Origin of the sequence: Rhizobium sp. BK212 (genome assembly GCF_014197475.1) — a bacterium.
Classification (GTDB): domain Bacteria; phylum Pseudomonadota; class Alphaproteobacteria; order Rhizobiales; family Rhizobiaceae; genus Rhizobium; species Rhizobium anhuiense.
In genome coordinates, this window is sequence record NZ_JACIFS010000003.1 from 761820 (window position 1) to 775653 (window position 13834).

Annotated in this window: 17 protein-coding genes and 1 pseudogene; 8 read left to right on the forward strand and 10 right to left on the reverse strand. The window is 60.9% G+C overall.

Annotated elements, in window-relative coordinates; genetic code table 11:
* Window positions 1-2: 2 nt before the first annotated feature.
* Window positions 3-1505, reverse strand: a complete 1503-nt coding sequence (gene gatB, locus FHT79_RS13745; RefSeq protein WP_097594601.1) for an Asp-tRNA(Asn)/Glu-tRNA(Gln) amidotransferase subunit GatB — start codon at window positions 1503-1505, stop codon at window positions 3-5.
* A 259-nt stretch (window positions 1506-1764) separates the two neighbouring features.
* Here gatB and FHT79_RS13750 point away from each other — a divergent pair, with 259 nt between their 5' ends.
* A complete protein-coding gene (locus FHT79_RS13750) occupies window positions 1765-1941 on the forward strand; it encodes a hypothetical protein (RefSeq protein WP_165932246.1) in 177 nt (58 codons plus the stop codon).
* Between the two features lie 7 nt (window positions 1942-1948).
* Window positions 1949-2323, forward strand: coding sequence for a VOC family protein (locus FHT79_RS13755; RefSeq protein ID WP_047614836.1), 375 nt, complete (start codon window positions 1949-1951; stop codon window positions 2321-2323).
* A gap of 71 nt (window positions 2324-2394) precedes the next feature.
* On the opposite strand, the gene FHT79_RS13760 is transcribed toward FHT79_RS13755, so the two are convergent.
* Complete coding sequence (locus tag FHT79_RS13760) at window positions 2395-2901, reverse strand: GNAT family N-acetyltransferase (protein ID WP_047615690.1); 507 nt, start codon at window positions 2899-2901, stop codon at window positions 2395-2397.
* Window positions 2902-3212: 311 nt separating this feature from the next.
* Here FHT79_RS13760 and FHT79_RS13765 point away from each other — a divergent pair, with 311 nt between their 5' ends.
* Entirely contained in the window at window positions 3213-3470 is a 258-nt protein-coding gene (locus FHT79_RS13765) for a YjhX family toxin (protein ID WP_047614835.1), read from the forward strand.
* 46 nt (window positions 3471-3516) lie between these two features.
* On the opposite strand, the gene FHT79_RS13770 is transcribed toward FHT79_RS13765, so the two are convergent.
* Together FHT79_RS13770 and FHT79_RS13775 are read right to left on the reverse strand one after the other, a co-directional pair.
* Window positions 3517-3798: a hypothetical protein gene (locus FHT79_RS13770; protein ID WP_063475475.1), complete on the reverse strand. Its 282-nt coding sequence runs from the start codon at window positions 3796-3798 to the stop codon at window positions 3517-3519.
* A gap of 198 nt (window positions 3799-3996) precedes the next feature.
* Complete coding sequence (locus FHT79_RS13775) at window positions 3997-4749, reverse strand: sulfite exporter TauE/SafE family protein (protein ID WP_097594683.1); 753 nt, start codon at window positions 4747-4749, stop codon at window positions 3997-3999.
* Window positions 4750-4847: 98 nt separating this feature from the next.
* Here FHT79_RS13775 and FHT79_RS13780 point away from each other — a divergent pair, with 98 nt between their 5' ends.
* Complete coding sequence (locus FHT79_RS13780; protein ID WP_097594603.1) at window positions 4848-5762, forward strand: LysR substrate-binding domain-containing protein; 915 nt, start codon at window positions 4848-4850, stop codon at window positions 5760-5762.
* A 246-nt stretch (window positions 5763-6008) separates the two neighbouring features.
* On the opposite strand, the gene gatA is transcribed toward FHT79_RS13780, so the two are convergent.
* The 3 genes from gatA to FHT79_RS13795 form a co-directional block, all read right to left on the reverse strand.
* Window positions 6009-7490, reverse strand: a complete 1482-nt coding sequence (gatA, locus tag FHT79_RS13785; RefSeq protein ID WP_097594604.1) for an Asp-tRNA(Asn)/Glu-tRNA(Gln) amidotransferase subunit GatA — start codon at window positions 7488-7490, stop codon at window positions 6009-6011.
* A gap of 57 nt (window positions 7491-7547) precedes the next feature.
* Window positions 7548-7835 (reverse strand): Asp-tRNA(Asn)/Glu-tRNA(Gln) amidotransferase subunit GatC, encoded by a 288-nt coding sequence (gene gatC, locus FHT79_RS13790; RefSeq protein WP_047614828.1) that lies wholly within the window; start codon window positions 7833-7835, stop codon window positions 7548-7550.
* A 69-nt stretch (window positions 7836-7904) separates the two neighbouring features.
* On the reverse strand, window positions 7905-8609 hold the full coding sequence (locus tag FHT79_RS13795; protein ID WP_063475472.1) for a metal-dependent hydrolase: 705 nt from the start codon (window positions 8607-8609) through the stop codon (window positions 7905-7907).
* 143 nt (window positions 8610-8752) lie between these two features.
* Between FHT79_RS13795 and ruvX the strand changes: the two genes are divergently transcribed.
* Window positions 8753-9244 (forward strand): Holliday junction resolvase RuvX, encoded by a 492-nt coding sequence (gene ruvX, locus FHT79_RS13800; RefSeq protein ID WP_063475658.1) that lies wholly within the window; start codon window positions 8753-8755, stop codon window positions 9242-9244.
* Here the strand turns inward: ruvX and FHT79_RS13805 are convergent.
* From FHT79_RS13805 to FHT79_RS13815, 3 genes are all read right to left on the reverse strand, one after another.
* A complete protein-coding gene (locus FHT79_RS13805) occupies window positions 9184-9513 on the reverse strand; it encodes a DUF6105 family protein (protein ID WP_063475471.1) in 330 nt (109 codons plus the stop codon). The two genes, ruvX and FHT79_RS13805, sit on opposite strands and share 61 nt — an antisense overlap.
* Complete coding sequence (locus FHT79_RS13810; RefSeq protein WP_003539039.1) at window positions 9510-9683, reverse strand: hypothetical protein; 174 nt, start codon at window positions 9681-9683, stop codon at window positions 9510-9512. Before FHT79_RS13810 ends, FHT79_RS13805 begins: the two co-directional genes overlap by 4 nt.
* A gap of 131 nt (window positions 9684-9814) precedes the next feature.
* A complete protein-coding gene (locus tag FHT79_RS13815; RefSeq protein ID WP_097594606.1) occupies window positions 9815-10474 on the reverse strand; it encodes a TetR/AcrR family transcriptional regulator in 660 nt (219 codons plus the stop codon).
* Between the two features lie 248 nt (window positions 10475-10722).
* Here FHT79_RS13815 and map point away from each other — a divergent pair, with 248 nt between their 5' ends.
* From map to FHT79_RS13830, 3 genes and pseudogenes are all read left to right on the forward strand, one after another.
* Window positions 10723-11559, forward strand: coding sequence for a type I methionyl aminopeptidase (gene map / locus FHT79_RS13820; protein ID WP_063475469.1), 837 nt, complete (start codon window positions 10723-10725; stop codon window positions 11557-11559).
* Window positions 11560-11566: 7 nt separating this feature from the next.
* Window positions 11567-12394: pseudogene (gene radC / locus FHT79_RS13825) on the forward strand (DNA repair protein RadC).
* Between the two features lie 187 nt (window positions 12395-12581).
* Complete coding sequence (locus FHT79_RS13830) at window positions 12582-13769, forward strand: alpha-hydroxy acid oxidase (RefSeq protein WP_097594607.1); 1188 nt, start codon at window positions 12582-12584, stop codon at window positions 13767-13769.
* Window positions 13770-13834 lie beyond the last annotated feature (65 nt).

Below are 13834 nucleotides of genomic sequence, written 5' to 3' on the forward strand. Positions count from 1 at the left end.
GCTTATTCCTCGATGCCGAGCTTCGCCTTGACGAGGGCCTGGACAGCCTGCGGATTGGCTTTGCCGCCGGTCGCCTTCATCACCTGGCCGACGAACCATGCCGCCATGGTCGGCTTCGCCTTGACCTTTTCGACCTGATCGGGATTGGCGGCGATGATCTCGTCAACGGCCTTCTCGATCGCGCCGGTATCCGTCACCTGCTTCATGCCGCGCGTCTCGACGATCTGGGCGGGATCGCCACCTTCGGTGAGCACGATCTCGAAGAGATCCTTGGCGATCTTGCCGGAGATGGTTCCCGCCTTGATGAGATCGATGATGGCGCCGAGCTGGGCCGGCGAAACCGGCGTCTCCTCGATATCCTTGCCGGTGCGGTTCAAGGCGCCGAGCAGATCGTTGATCACCCAGTTTGCCGCCGTCTTGCCGTCACGGCCTGCGGCGACCGCTTCGAAATAATCGGCAATCGCCTTCTCGGAGACGAGCACCGAAGCGTCATAGATCGACAGGCCGAGCTCGCGCACGAAACGCTCCTTCTTGTCGTCGGGCAGCTCGGGAAGATCGGCTTCGAGCGCCTTGATGAAGGCATCGTCGAATTCGAGCGGCAGCAGGTCCGGATCGGGGAAGTAACGATAGTCGTGCGCATCCTCCTTGGAGCGCATGGAGCGCGTCTCGCCTTTGTTCGGGTCGAAGAGGCGGGTCTCCTGATCGATCGTGCCGCCCTCCTCCAGAATGCCGATCTGGCGTCGGGCTTCATATTCGATCGCCTGGCCGATGAAGCGGATGGAGTTGACGTTCTTGATTTCGCAGCGCGTGCCGAAACCCTCGCCCGGACGGCGGACCGAGACGTTGACGTCGGCGCGCATCGAACCTTCGTCCATGTTGCCGTCGCAGGTGCCGAGATAGCGCACGATCGAGCGCAGCTTGGTCATATAGGCCTTGGCCTCGTCGGACGAGCGCATGTCGGGCTTTGAGACGATCTCCATCAGCGCGACGCCGGAACGGTTCAGGTCGACATAGGACATGGTCGCATGCTGGTCATGCATCGACTTGCCGGCATCCTGTTCCAGATGCAGGCGCTCGATGCCGATCTCGATATCCTCGAACTGGCCCTGGCGGTCCGGCCCAAGCGAAATGACGATCTTACCCTCGCCGACGACCGGATCCTTGAACTGCGAGATCTGATAGCCTTGCGGCAGGTCGGGATAGAAATAGTTCTTGCGGTCGAAGACCGAGCGCTTGTTGATCTCGGCCTTCAGGCCGAGGCCGGTGCGCACCGCCTGCTTGACGCATTCCTCGTTGATGACGGGCAGCATGCCGGGCATGGCGGCGTCGACCAGCGAGACGTTCGAATTCTGCGGCTTGCCGAATTCCGTCGAGGCGCCGGAGAAGAGCTTCGAATTGGACAGCACCTGGGCATGGACTTCCATGCCGACGATGACTTCCCAGTCGCCGGTGGCGCCGGGGATGAAGCGTTTCGGATCAGGCGTGCGGACGTCGACAAGGGTCATCTGATACTCTTTGCAGGCTGTTCTTTTCCACTGGTGAGGTAACGGAAATGGCGTAGCGGTGCAAGGCTTTCCCTTGTGCAAGAGTTGCCGTCGGCGGCTTCTGTCTGGGGCGAGAGGCCGTCTGCACCACGGACGGCGACATCGGCATAAGCCGAGCGATCGACACGAATTCTGACCGCCCCAGTTGTCGATACCATAGTGATCTCTATCTTCAGTCCAAATGCGCTTGGATTTTGGCCATCGCGATAGGGAGGCGCTATTGAAGGGTTATCTGCCCTATCTGGTCGGGACGCTGGCGGGATTACTGCTCGCGCTCACTATTTCCGGTCTGTTGACGTTGCGGGGAACACCACAGCTCGTGCTTTTCGCATTGCTGCCGGCCATCGGCGGGGCGATCGCTGAGCGCGTCTCCGAGCGTCGATCCGACAAGTTTTAGAAGCGCCATGGCAAGGCTGAAAGAAATCGTCATCGACTGCGACAATCCCTGGCGAGTTGCTCGTTTCTGGGCGGCGGCGCTCGATGGCTACGAAGTGATGCCTTATGACGATGCCGAGCTGGCCCGCCTTGCCGCATTGGGGCTGACACCGGAAACGGATCCGACGGTGATGGTCGATGGTCCCGGAACACGCCTCTGCTTCCACCTTCGCCAGGGAGAGCGTCCCGCCCGCAACCGTGTTCATCTCGATATCGCCGCCCCGGATCGGCAAAAAGAAGTGGAACGGCTCCTATCCCTCGGGGCGACATTCGTCCGCGAGACGGATGCCTACAGCGTATTGAATGATCCCGAAGGCAACAATTTTTGCGTGACGTCCGAATAGCCCGCTATGAGCCGAGAACCACGCCCGGCGGCCGTAAGCAATCCTCCGCCTCCTGCAGCACCTTTCAAACGTCAGAATTCCTGCCCGTATCCGCCGCCATCGGAAACGAGCTGTTTTGTCAGTCCGACCGAGGGCACATCGCGATCGAGCTTCGGATTATAGGCGACCGAGAGCCAGTGGATGCTATAGCCGTGTTTCCGGAAGAAGCCGATCGCCTCGCTATTGCCGGAATGGGTCTGCATCGCCGCCTTCTCGAAGCCCTGATCGGAGATTTCCTTTTCGATGCGGACGAGAAGCGCCGAACCAAGCCCCTGGCGGGTGAAGGCAGGATCGATCCAGAAATCCGAGATGGTTTCGTCCAATCGCTCGCGCGCCGCCCAGCCTGCCACCTGGCCGTTCTGCTCGACGACGGTGATGGTCAGCCAGTCGTTTTCCACGAAGTTCCGAAAGGCGTTGCGCGCTGCATCGATCATCGCGTCCGATTCGCCGATCGACGCCATCGCATTTTGCCAGGCCCTGAGCCCGATCTCGCTCAATAGCTCCGCTTCACCGTCGCGGGCATTGCGAATGTGGATCAACGACACCTCCGCGTTACCCCTCAACTAGACCATTGAGTCGCGAAATTTACCAGTGGCTCCAAGGAGATGATGGTTGGAAATTGCGGTTTTCGACCGGTTTTAACCTGAGAGCACGCTCTTGACCGAATTTTCCCGGCTGAATAATAAAGCTTATCGAGGTGTTTTATGTTGAGCCTGCCTGAGACCCGGTAAAGGCCCTGCCCGCAAGTTTTCTTGCGCGCATGGGCCCGAAAAAAACGAAGCCCTGACGTTCGAATGAACGCCAGATCGTTTTTGTGCGCCCTGCCGGGCGCGATACCGGATCTCAACACATGGACATTTCTCGCACGGAGCAGCGCATCCTGCATCTCATGGCCCAAGGCGGCCGCATCGAAATTTCTCGCGACGACAACAGGAAGATCGAGGCAGTCAGTTGCTTCACCCGCGATGGCTGGCTCTATCCCGGCGTCGATCTCGATCTCTTCCGCAGGCTGAAGCAGCTGAGGGCCATCAAGTCCTCGAGCGGCCAACCCTACCGGATCACCGAAAAAGGACTGAGGCTGGTCAGGTCGCAACTAAATAACAGGTAATCGGGCAACCCACCCTGACTATGCTCCAACCGGCGTAGTCAGGGTGTTAGCCTCCAGCCTTTGCAGAGAGTTCCGTCCGCATCGCCGACCACTCGTCGGCCATCGAGCCGGCGCCTCGTCTCTTTCCAGCGCGACGATACCAGTAGTCGGCATTCCAGTCGTCGCCTTCGATGCGATGGCAGAGCGCGTGACCCCAGTCGAACGGCTGTTCACCTTCGTGGCGCTGGCAGATTTCGTGTACCGCCTGCCAATCAGCGCCCATAGTGAACCCACCGGCAGCGAGGCGATCAGCTGCCTCGATCAATCGCGCAAGATCCTTGTTCGGCATGAGGCCCTCCCCGCAAAGTCTTCTTTCTATAACAGGCGCCGCCTCGAAATCCGAGACGGCACCCGCCTTCTTCAGTCGCGAAGCAAATGGTCAGGTGACCTGCCTTGCCGGCAAGGGTTTCAAGGCCCCCGAGGTCCTTCAGACGCAGCGTGACCGGGTTGTCAGCAACTGACATCCAACTCGTGCCACCACAAGCGGTCATTGCGACAGAAGCGGCCGAAGCGCCATTTCCAGTCCCAGAATCAGGAGACAGACGAGAAATCCACGCCGAAAGACATCTTGACTGATCCGCATGCGGACCGCCTGCCCAGCCACCATGCCAACTAGGGCGGGGATGACGGCAAGCACCGACGTCGTCAGTGCGCTGATTGGCAGAGTCCCATGGGAGAGAAGGGCGATAGCAAGCGCAATGGTCGAAATGCTGAAGGATAGGCCCAATGCCTGAACCAGTTCGTCCCGCTCGAAACCGAGCGCCTGAAGATACGGAACGGCGGGAATGACGAATACGCCCGTAGCACCTGTCATTACGCCCGTTGCCAGCCCAACCAGAGGCGATGCCCAAGGCTGCCAATGGGAGGGCACGCGGTGCTGATGAGCAAGGAGCGTGTAGGCTGAGTAGAAGACCAGCGCGAGCCCGAGAGCCATCGTGGTGCGGCCGGCATTACCGCCTGCAAGCAGGGTGGAGCCGGCCAGCGTGCCAATGACGATCATCGCCATCATGGGCCACAGTCGCAGCAGAAGCGCCCCAAATCGTGGACCGGCAAGAAGCTGCCAAACATTCGTGACGAAGGATGGCGCGAGCAGCAGCGCGGCCGCCGTCAATGGATTAAGGAGCGCGCCGAGTGCACCCATGGCCACTGTGGGCAAGCCCATGCCCGTGACGCCTTTGACGAAACCGGCAACAAAGAAAATGACGGCGATTGTGACAGTGGTGAAATTGATCTGCTCCATGCTGCCACTTAGAGCAATACGACGCTTGGCCACAATCGGGAACTTCCATCGTTAGGCTTCGGTTTTTCCGAAGCCTGACTGTGTGTTATCTTTGCGCCATGCGCTTCGATCTTGCAGATTTACGTCTCTTTCTCGCCGTTGTGGAGGCTGGCAGCATCACGCATGGCGCTTCGGCGGCCAATCTTTCTTTGGCTGCGGCAAGCGAGCGACTCCGTGAGATGGAAGCATCCGGCGGCGTATCGCTTCTGGATCGCGGGCGGCGGGGCGTCAGCGCGACGCGGGCCGGAGAAGCCTTGGCGCATCATGCCCGTCTCGTTTTGCACCAGGTGGCAGCGATGCAGGCGGAATTGTCAGAGCATGCGCGGGGAGTCCGGGCCACGATCAGGCTCTTCGCCAATACGGCGGCAATGGCCGAATTCCTACCCGGCCGTCTTGGACCGTGGCTGGCGGCGCATCCCCGCATCGACGTCAATCTCTCCGAGCGACCGAGTTCCGAGATCGTCAAGGCAATAGCAGGCGGACTGGCGGAGATTGGGATTGTCTCCGACGCGATCGAGACTTCACCGCTGACAACATCGCCATTTGCGGTCGATCGTCTCGTCGCCGTCATGTCGAGCACTCACCCCATGGCCAGGGAAAGGCGGATCGCCTTTTCTCAACTCCTCGGCGAAGACCAGATCGGCTTTGCAGGTGCTCTTCAGCAGCATGTCGATGACCACGCGGCGCGCGCGGGCCACAGGTTGCAGCCGCGCGTGCATCTCAGAACCTTTGAAGGCATTTGCAGGATGGCGGCGGATGGCGTGGGTTTCGGCATTGTTCCCGAGATCGCCGCGCGCCGCTGCCGTCGCACCATGCCGATCGCATTTGTCAGACTCACTGACGCCTGGGCGACGCGACGACTTCTGCTGTGCTCTCAAGCCGTTCAAGAACTCCAACCCATCACGCGTCAACTGTTCGAGCATCTGGCGCGAGGTCAACATGCACCGATTTTGCGGCCTGATACCGATCCCTAAAGATACGAAGTTCCTTCACGGACATATCAACGAGCGGGAAGTCCTCCTCATCGACAGCAGGTCTTATCAGCGTTAGCCAACAAGTTCGCACCGGCCTCCGTCAGATCGACTGAATGATGGTTACGGACAACAGAGAGGCGCTGAGTTCCGGCTCGAAGGAACAAATATGAAAAAATGGCCTGTCGATCAGGAAAAAGGCCGGGCGCCGACCGCCTTGCGATCGGCGCAAATGGATCGTTAAGTCGGTTACCACCACTTGGCGGGCGTAAACCGGCCGGCCGCCTGCTCGATGATATGGGCGGTCTTGAAGAGGGTTTCCTCATCAAAGGGCTTGCCGATCAGCTGCAGACCGAGCGGCAGCCCCTTCTGGTCGAGGCCGGCCGGCACGGCGATGCCGGGCAGGCCCGCCATGTTGACCGTCACGGTGAAGATGTCGTTCAGATACATCTTCACCGGATCGGCGGCGAGGTTCTCATCGGCGACGCCGAATGCCGACGACGGTGTCGCCGGCGTCAGGATGGCGTCGACGCCGGCGTCGAAGGCGAGTTCGAAATCGCGCTTGATCAGCGTGCGAACCTTCTGGGCGCGGATGTAATAGGCGTCGTAGTAGCCGGCGGACAGCACATAGGTGCCGATCATGATGCGGCGCTTGACTTCCTTGCCGAAGCCTGCGGCACGCGTCTTCTCGTACATGTCGACGATATCCTTGCCGTCGACACGCAGGCCGTAGCGCACGCCGTCGTAACGGGCGAGGTTCGAGGATGCCTCGGCGGGCGCGACGATGTAATAGGCCGGAAGGGCGTATTTGGTGTGCGGCAGCGAGATGTCGACGATTTCAGCGCCGGCTTCCTTCAGCCAGGTGATGCCCTGGCGCCAGATGGCTTCGATCTCATCCGGCATGCCATCGACGCGGTATTCGTTGGGAATACCGATCTTCATGCCCTTCAGCGACTGGCCGATCGCGGCTTCATAATCCGGCACCGGCAGATCGACCGACGTCGTGTCCTTGGCATCGACGCTTGCCATCGACTTCAAAAGGATGGCGGCATCGCGCACGTCGCGGGCGATCGGGCCCGCCTGGTCGAGCGAGGAAGCGAAAGCGACGGTGCCCCAGCGCGAGCAGCGGCCATAGGTCGGCTTGATGCCGACGGTGCCGGTGAAGGCTGCCGGCTGGCGGATCGAGCCGCCGGTATCGGTCGCGGTAGCGCCGGCGCAAAGGTGAGCGGCGACGGCTGCGGCCGAGCCGCCGGAGGAGCCACCGGGCACGAGCTGCTGGTTGGAACCCGCGGAGCGCCAGGGGTTGATGACCGCGCCGTAATACGACGTCTCGTTGGAGGAGCCCATGGCGAACTCGTCCATGTTAAGCTTGCCGAGCATGACGGCGCCGTCATCCCAGAGGTTCTGCGTCACGGTCGATTCATAACGGGGCTCGAAACCATCGAGAATGTGGCTGCAGGCCTGGGTGTGCACACCGACGGTGGCAAAGAGATCCTTGATGCCGAGCGGAATGCCTTCGAGATCGCCCGCCTTGCCGGCGGCGATGCGCGCGTCGGAATTCTTCGCCATGAGGCGGGCGAGATCCGGCGTGACCTTTATGTAGGCATTCAGCTGACCATTGGCCGCATCGATCGCCGAGATATAGGCTTCGGTCAGTTCGGTCGCGGTGATTTCCTTGGCGCGCAGCTTCTGGCGGGCTTCGGCAATGGTCAGGCTGGTGAGTTCGCTCATCGTGTTTTCGCTTCAGATCTGGAAATGGCAACAGGGTCGGAAAGAGGCTTCGAAGCCTTATTCGACGACTTTCGGCACCAGGAAAAAATTATGATCGGTGACGGGCGCATTGGCGACGATATCGGCCGCCTTGCCGCCGTCGGTCACCTCATCGCTCCGCTTCTTCATCGCCATCGGGGTGACTGACGTCATCGCCTCGACGCCATCGACATTCACCTCGGAGAGTTGCTCGACGAAGCCAAGGATACCGTTCAGCTCGCCGACCATGCGATTTGCCTCATCCTCGGAGACGGCAATACGGGCAAGGCGGGCGACGCGCTTCACGGTGGCAAGATCGACGGACATGGCATTCTCCGGATAGGATTTTTCCTACCCGCTATAAAGGCCATGTCCGCCTTACGCAACGGGGTTTTGCTAGATCGACAGGCTCTCGGAGGGCTTGATCGCCTTCACATCCGTCTGCGATCCCTCCATGCCGGCAACGAATTTTTCGGCCGTCTGGTCGATGATCGGGAAGGTGCCATAGTGGCAGGGGATCGCGGTCTTGAAGTTGAAATAACGCCGGCAGGCGAGTGCCGCCACCGCGCCACCCATGGTGAAGCGGTCGCCGACCGGCACGAGGCCGATATCGGGCTGGTGCAATTCATTGATCAGCGCCATGTCGGAGAAGATGTCGGTATCGCCCATGGCAAGGATCGAGGCTTCGTCGTCGAAGTGCAGCATCAGGCCGTTGGCGTTGCCGAGCGCGTGCGAGACGCCGTCTTCGGTGATCTGGGCAGATGAGTGCAGCGCATTGGTGAAGGTCGCCGAGAAGCTGCCGAGCGCGATCGTGCCGCCGGTATTGCCCATCTCGATCTTGTCGACACCCTTGGAGCCGAGCCAGGCGGCGAGATCGGCATTGGCGAGAACGACGGCGCCGGTTTCCTTGGCAAGCGCCACGGTGTCGCCGACGTGATCGCCATGGCCATGGGTCAGCAGGATGTGGGTGACGCCTGCCGAAACATCCTTGATATCCTGGCCGGAAAAGGAGGCGTTATAGCTGAGGAACGGGTCGAGCAGGATCTTCGCCTTTGATGTCTCGATGCGGAAGGCGGAATGGCCGAGCCAGGTGATCTTCATGAAATGTCTCCTTTATTACGTGATGTAAAAACAGGTCCGAAAAGCGCTCACGCTTTTCAACATCATGCTCTAAGGACATATCTTATGCGGCCGCAAAGAAAAGCGGCGGCGACTTCAATTTCTTTTGACGGGATGACATGGCGATGACGGTGCTGACGATCGAGGAAATGGCCGAGACGCTTGCCCCGCGACAGGCGATTGCCGGCCTCGATCTCGGCACCAAGACGATCGGGCTGTCGATGTCCGATCTCGGGCGGCGCTTCGCCACGCCGCGCACGGTGATCCGGCGCGTCAAGTTCACCATCGATGCGCAGGCGCTGCTGGACTTTGCACAATCGGAAAAGGTCGCAGGCTTCATCATCGGCCTGCCGATGAATATGGACGGATCGGCGGGTCCGCGCGTACAGGCGACGCGCGCCTTCGTGCGCAACATGGAGCAGAAGACGGCGCTGCCCTTCGTCTATTGGGACGAGCGGCTTTCCACGGTCGCGGCCGAACGGACGCTGCTCGAAATGGACGTCTCGCGCGCCAAGCGGGCCGAACGGATCGATTCGGCCGCGGCAAGTTTCATCCTTCAGGGCGCGCTCGACAGGCTTTCCTTGCTGGCAAGGTCGGGAGACGAATTCAGCGCTTGACGCGCCGTCCACCAGGCGATGATCGACTTGCGCTTTCTGAAGCCGAGGATGGCAAAGACGACGAGGCTGTCGACCGCGATCGCGCGGGCCACGAGCGGTGGGATCGTCTCCGGCGGAATGCCGAGCGCCTTTCCGTAAAGCTCGAACGTCAGGTCATGGACCTGCCGCGACAGCATGAAGATGCCGAAATTCATGTCGTAATAGGAGAGCCAGTACCATCCGCCCAGAAAGACGATGGGGCCGGCCCAGAAGATCAGAAACCACTTCATGCGGCCTCTCCTCCATGCTTGCGCGCGACGGGCAGATCGAGGGAGACCAACCAGGTTGACAATGCCATGATGCAAAGCACCAGCGTCGGAATTGCAATATCCAGCGCCAGGACTGCGAAAAACATCATCGCCGTCACCAGAAACGCGGCTTTAGCGATCTTCGTTCCCATGGGCGTCAACTCGGGCACTCTCACTCATACCATCTCTGCTCACCGCCACACTGTCGGCTTAACCAGGCCCGCGCAACGTAAACCATTTGTTAAGGTTAACGCGAAACCCGCCCCCTGTGGATGAGCAGATCTCAACCGTAGACGCCGCGCACGATGCGCTTCAGCGCCGTCGCCGCCTTTTCCCAATCCTTGGATGTCTGCAGCGACAGGCCGGCGCACTGCCCGCCGGCTGCAGCAGCGAGCACGAGGTGCTGGATCGCCGCGATGACGACGGCGTTGACGGCTGCTGCATCCACGCCCTTCGGCGGCGCCAGCGAGCCGCGCATGCGCTCCAGCCAGAGAGCGAGCGCCTTCGAACGCGCTTCGGACAGCCGCCTCACCTGCTCGGTGTTTTCCGATATTTCCCAGGCGAGGATGCGGCGCATCAACGGATCATCTCTCAAGGCATCGAGAAGAAGAAGCGACAGCCGCTCCATCAGGTCGCCATAGGTGAGCAGGAACATGCCGCCGGTGTCTTCCGGAATGCGATCCTTCACCCATGTGCCGAGATCGGCGCCGATCGCTTCGACCAGGCCGTCGAGGCCGCCATAGTAGCGATAGATCAGCTGCTTGTCGCAGCCGGCGCGGCGGGCGACCGCGTTGATGCCGAAATTCTGGAAGCCTTGCTCGGCCAGCAGACCCTTGGCGGCGGCAAGGATGGCGCGTTCGGTGGCGCCGCGATCACGCACGCGCCGTTCCGGCTCGCCGGCGGCCTCCGGTAAGATCTCAAGATTAATCGCTTCGTTCAGCATGAATGCCCCTTCCCCGCTGTCACCAATCGGTGAGTAACGGGGAGATTTCAGGCAATCAATCCTATCCCCTTGGGAAGATTGTGGATATTCCATCCGGTCCAACGATTTGGCCTCGGACCGATTTGGAAAGCTGCACGCCAAACGGATCCGATCCGGTCAGAAATCTCGTCCTGGCGGTTGATCGCGATGGACGAACCCGGCATAGCTGCATTATGAACAAATCTAATAATCTCCGCTAAGGCCCTGCAATGGTGAACTATATCGAAGCCTCTTCCGCGCCGCCGAAGAATACCGGCGCCATCCGGCTTTATGACGCTGAAGCATTCGAGGGTATGCGCAGGGCATGCCAGCTGACCGCGCGCTGCCTCGATGCGCTTGCCGACATCGTCAAACCCGGCATGCTGACCGATGAGATCGACCGATTCGTCTTCGATTTCGGTCTGGAGCACGGCGCCTATCCGGCGACGCTGAACTATCGCGGCTATACCAAATCGACCTGCACCTCGATCAATCACGTCGTCTGCCATGGCATTCCGAACGACAAGCCGCTGCGCGAAGGCGATATCGTCAATATCGACGTTACCTTCGTGCTCGACGGCTGGCACGGCGATTCGAGCCGGATGTATCCTGTTGGCACGATCAAGCGCGCCGCCGAGCGCCTGCTCGAGGTCACCTATGAATCGCTGATGCGCGGCATATCAGCCGTCAGGCCGGGCGCCCGCACCGGCGCGATCGGCGAGGCGATCCAGACCTATGCCGAGGCCGAGCGCTGTTCGGTGGTGCGCGATTTCTGCGGCCACGGTGTCGGCCGGCTGTTCCATGATTCGCCGAACATCCTGCATTACGGCCGCGCCAATGAGGGGCCGGAACTGCGCGAAGGCATGATCTTCACCATCGAGCCGATGATCAACCTCGGCCGACCGCATGTGAAGGTGCTGGCCGACGGCTGGACGGCGGTGACCCGCGACCGCTCGCTTTCGGCCCAGTACGAACATACGGTCGGCGTCACCTCCGATGGCTGCGAGATCTTCACGCTGTCGCCGGGCGGGCTCGACCGCCCGGGCCTGCCGTCGCACAACGGGTAACGATCCGATGGCGAAGGGACCTGTTGCGACATCTTCCGACGACGAGTTGCCTTTCCCAACGCAAGAGCCCATTGCCGCCGACGAACGCTCGTTCTTCGGCGGACGACCGCAAAAGCCGTCCGCGGCGAATGGCAGGACCGCCCTGCCCGCCTCGCTCGCCGCGCAATAACATTATCATGGTCATCGCGAGCGGTTGCGTGACCGCTTCCGCGAACTGGGCGACACCGCGCTTGCCGACTACGAAATCCTCGAGCTCTTGCTTTTCCGGCTGATCCCGCGGCGTGATACCAAGCCGATCGCCAAGGCGCTGATCGAGCGATTCGGCTCGCTTTCCGGCGTCTTCGGTGCGCCAGCAGCGCTGCTGACGGAGGTGAAGGGCGTCGGCGAGGCCGTGGCGCTCGACCTGAAGCTGATCTCGACTGTGACCCATCGGACCCTGAAGAGCGAGCTCAGGAGCAAACAGGTCCTGTCCTCGTGGTCTTCGGTCATCCAGTATTGCCATGCCGCCATGGCGCACGAAACCCGCGAACAGTTTCGCATCCTCTTTCTCGACAAACGCAATGTGCTGATCGCCGATGAGGTGCAAGGGCGCGGCACGGTCGACCACACGCCGGTCTATCCGCGTGAGGTGGTGAAACGCGCGCTGGAGCTTTCGGCAACGGCGATGATCCTCGTCCACAACCACCCCTCCGGCGACCCGACACCGTCGCGCGCCGACATCGACATGACGAAGGTGATCATCGATGCCGCCAAGGCGCTCGATATCACCGTTCACGACCATGTCATCATCGGCAAGGACGGCCATGTCAGCCTGAAGGGGCTGAAGCTGATCTGAACAAAAGCCAGGACCGACCGCCGACGAGGTGCAAGGCCGCCGCACGTCGATCCTGCGGCGGCCCATCGGCGTGGGAAGACTGCGGAATGCTGGAGTTGACAGCAGTTGGTCGTGCGGGATTGTATGCAATCCTGCAACCACCATGTCTGAACAATGCCCGCCCGAAATACCGAGAAGATGAAGCTCCATGACGATCCGCAGCGGCAACACCGATCGATCGACCCGGCTCTGCCGCGACGTGCTCTGCCTCGATGATTTTGAAATGAAGGCGCGGCGACATCTGCCAAAGCCTCTGTTCGGTTATATCGCCGGCGCGACCGAGACCAATGCGTCGCTGCGGCATAACGCGGAAGCTTTCCAGGCCTATGCCTTCCGGCCTCGTGTCCTTCGGGACGTCTCGAAACGCAGCACCGAGACGAGCCTCTTCGGCAAGACCCATGCCGCACCATTCGGCATCGCGCCGATGGGTATCAGCGCGCTGATGGCCTATCGAGGTGACATCGTGCTCGCGCGGGGAGCGGACCAGTCGGGAATCCCGATGATCATAAGCGGTTCCTCACTTATCCCCTTGGAAGAGATCGCTGCGGTTTCGCCACAAGCGTGGTTTCAGGCCTATCTCCCCGGCGAACCCGATCGTATCGATGCTCTGATCGATCGCGTCGGCGCCGCCGGCTTGCGCACACTTCTGCTGACCGTGGACACAGCCACGCTGCCAAATCGGGAAAACAATGTAAGGGCCGGATTTTCGACGCCTTTGCGTCCAGGTCTGCGCCTGGCATGGCAGGGCATCTCGCACCCGCGTTGGACCACCGGCACATTCTTGCGCACGATCGTTCGGCACGGCATTCCGCATTTTGAAAATTCCTATGCCACAAGAGGCGCGCCGATCATCTCCTCGAACGTCACGCGCGATTTCGGCAGGCGCGACCACCTCAACTGGAATCATTTGGAGCGGATACGCAACAGGTGGTCCGGCAAACTTGTGGTCAAGGGGATCATGCATCCTGACGACGCGGCCCGGGCTGCCGACACCGGGACGGATGGAGTGATCGTCTCCAACCATGGCGGCCGCCAGCTTGACGGCACCGCTTCACCGCTTCAGGTGCTTCCGGAGATTGCAGCACGTGTCGGAGACAGCGTTGCCGTCATGGTCGATGGCGGTTTCAGGCGTGGAACTGATATCATGAAGGCTCTCGCGCTCGGGGCCCGTTTCGTGTTCGTGGGCAGGCCGTTCCTTTATGCCGCAGCCGTCGCGGGGTTACCGGGCGTGCTTAAGGCGGCGGACATCCTGAAGACGGAACTACACAGCAATATGGCGTTGCTCGGCGTTACCAAGGTCAGCGATATTTCCGCGGACTACATCACCCGCGCATGAAAACCGTCGCGCGCCGACATCATGGCGTAAAGCTGTTTCCCGAAGGGCTCACTTGCCCGAAAAAG

What these genes read in the sequence shown, in the direction of transcription:
- FHT79_RS13805 (WP_063475471.1), bottom strand. Translation starts at nt 9,513, where the DNA reads ATGAAGTGGTTTCTGATCTTCTGGGCCGGCCCCATCGTCTTTCTGGGC.
- gatA (WP_097594604.1), bottom strand. Translation starts at nt 7,490, where the DNA reads ATGAGCGAACTCACCAGCCTGACCATTGCCGAAGCCCGCCAGAAGCTG.
- FHT79_RS13765 (WP_047614835.1), top strand. Translation starts at nt 3,213, where the DNA reads ATGGACATTTCTCGCACGGAGCAGCGCATCCTGCATCTCATGGCCCAA.
- map (WP_063475469.1), top strand. Translation starts at nt 10,723, where the DNA reads ATGGTGAACTATATCGAAGCCTCTTCCGCGCCGCCGAAGAATACCGGC.
- gatB (WP_097594601.1), bottom strand. Translation starts at nt 1,505, where the DNA reads ATGACCCTTGTCGACGTCCGCACGCCTGATCCGAAACGCTTCATCCCC.
- FHT79_RS13775 (WP_097594683.1), bottom strand. Translation starts at nt 4,749, where the DNA reads ATGGAGCAGATCAATTTCACCACTGTCACAATCGCCGTCATTTTCTTT.
- FHT79_RS13830 (WP_097594607.1), top strand. Translation starts at nt 12,582, where the DNA reads ATGACGATCCGCAGCGGCAACACCGATCGATCGACCCGGCTCTGCCGC.
- ruvX (WP_063475658.1), top strand. Translation starts at nt 8,753, where the DNA reads ATGACGGTGCTGACGATCGAGGAAATGGCCGAGACGCTTGCCCCGCGA.
- FHT79_RS13780 (WP_097594603.1), top strand. Translation starts at nt 4,848, where the DNA reads ATGCGCTTCGATCTTGCAGATTTACGTCTCTTTCTCGCCGTTGTGGAG.
- FHT79_RS13755 (WP_047614836.1), top strand. Translation starts at nt 1,949, where the DNA reads ATGGCAAGGCTGAAAGAAATCGTCATCGACTGCGACAATCCCTGGCGA.
- FHT79_RS13795 (WP_063475472.1), bottom strand. Translation starts at nt 8,609, where the DNA reads ATGAAGATCACCTGGCTCGGCCATTCCGCCTTCCGCATCGAGACATCA.
- FHT79_RS13770 (WP_063475475.1), bottom strand. Translation starts at nt 3,798, where the DNA reads ATGCCGAACAAGGATCTTGCGCGATTGATCGAGGCAGCTGATCGCCTC.
- FHT79_RS13810 (WP_003539039.1), bottom strand. Translation starts at nt 9,683, where the DNA reads ATGGGAACGAAGATCGCTAAAGCCGCGTTTCTGGTGACGGCGATGATG.
- FHT79_RS13815 (WP_097594606.1), bottom strand. Translation starts at nt 10,474, where the DNA reads ATGCTGAACGAAGCGATTAATCTTGAGATCTTACCGGAGGCCGCCGGC.
- gatC (WP_047614828.1), bottom strand. Translation starts at nt 7,835, where the DNA reads ATGTCCGTCGATCTTGCCACCGTGAAGCGCGTCGCCCGCCTTGCCCGT.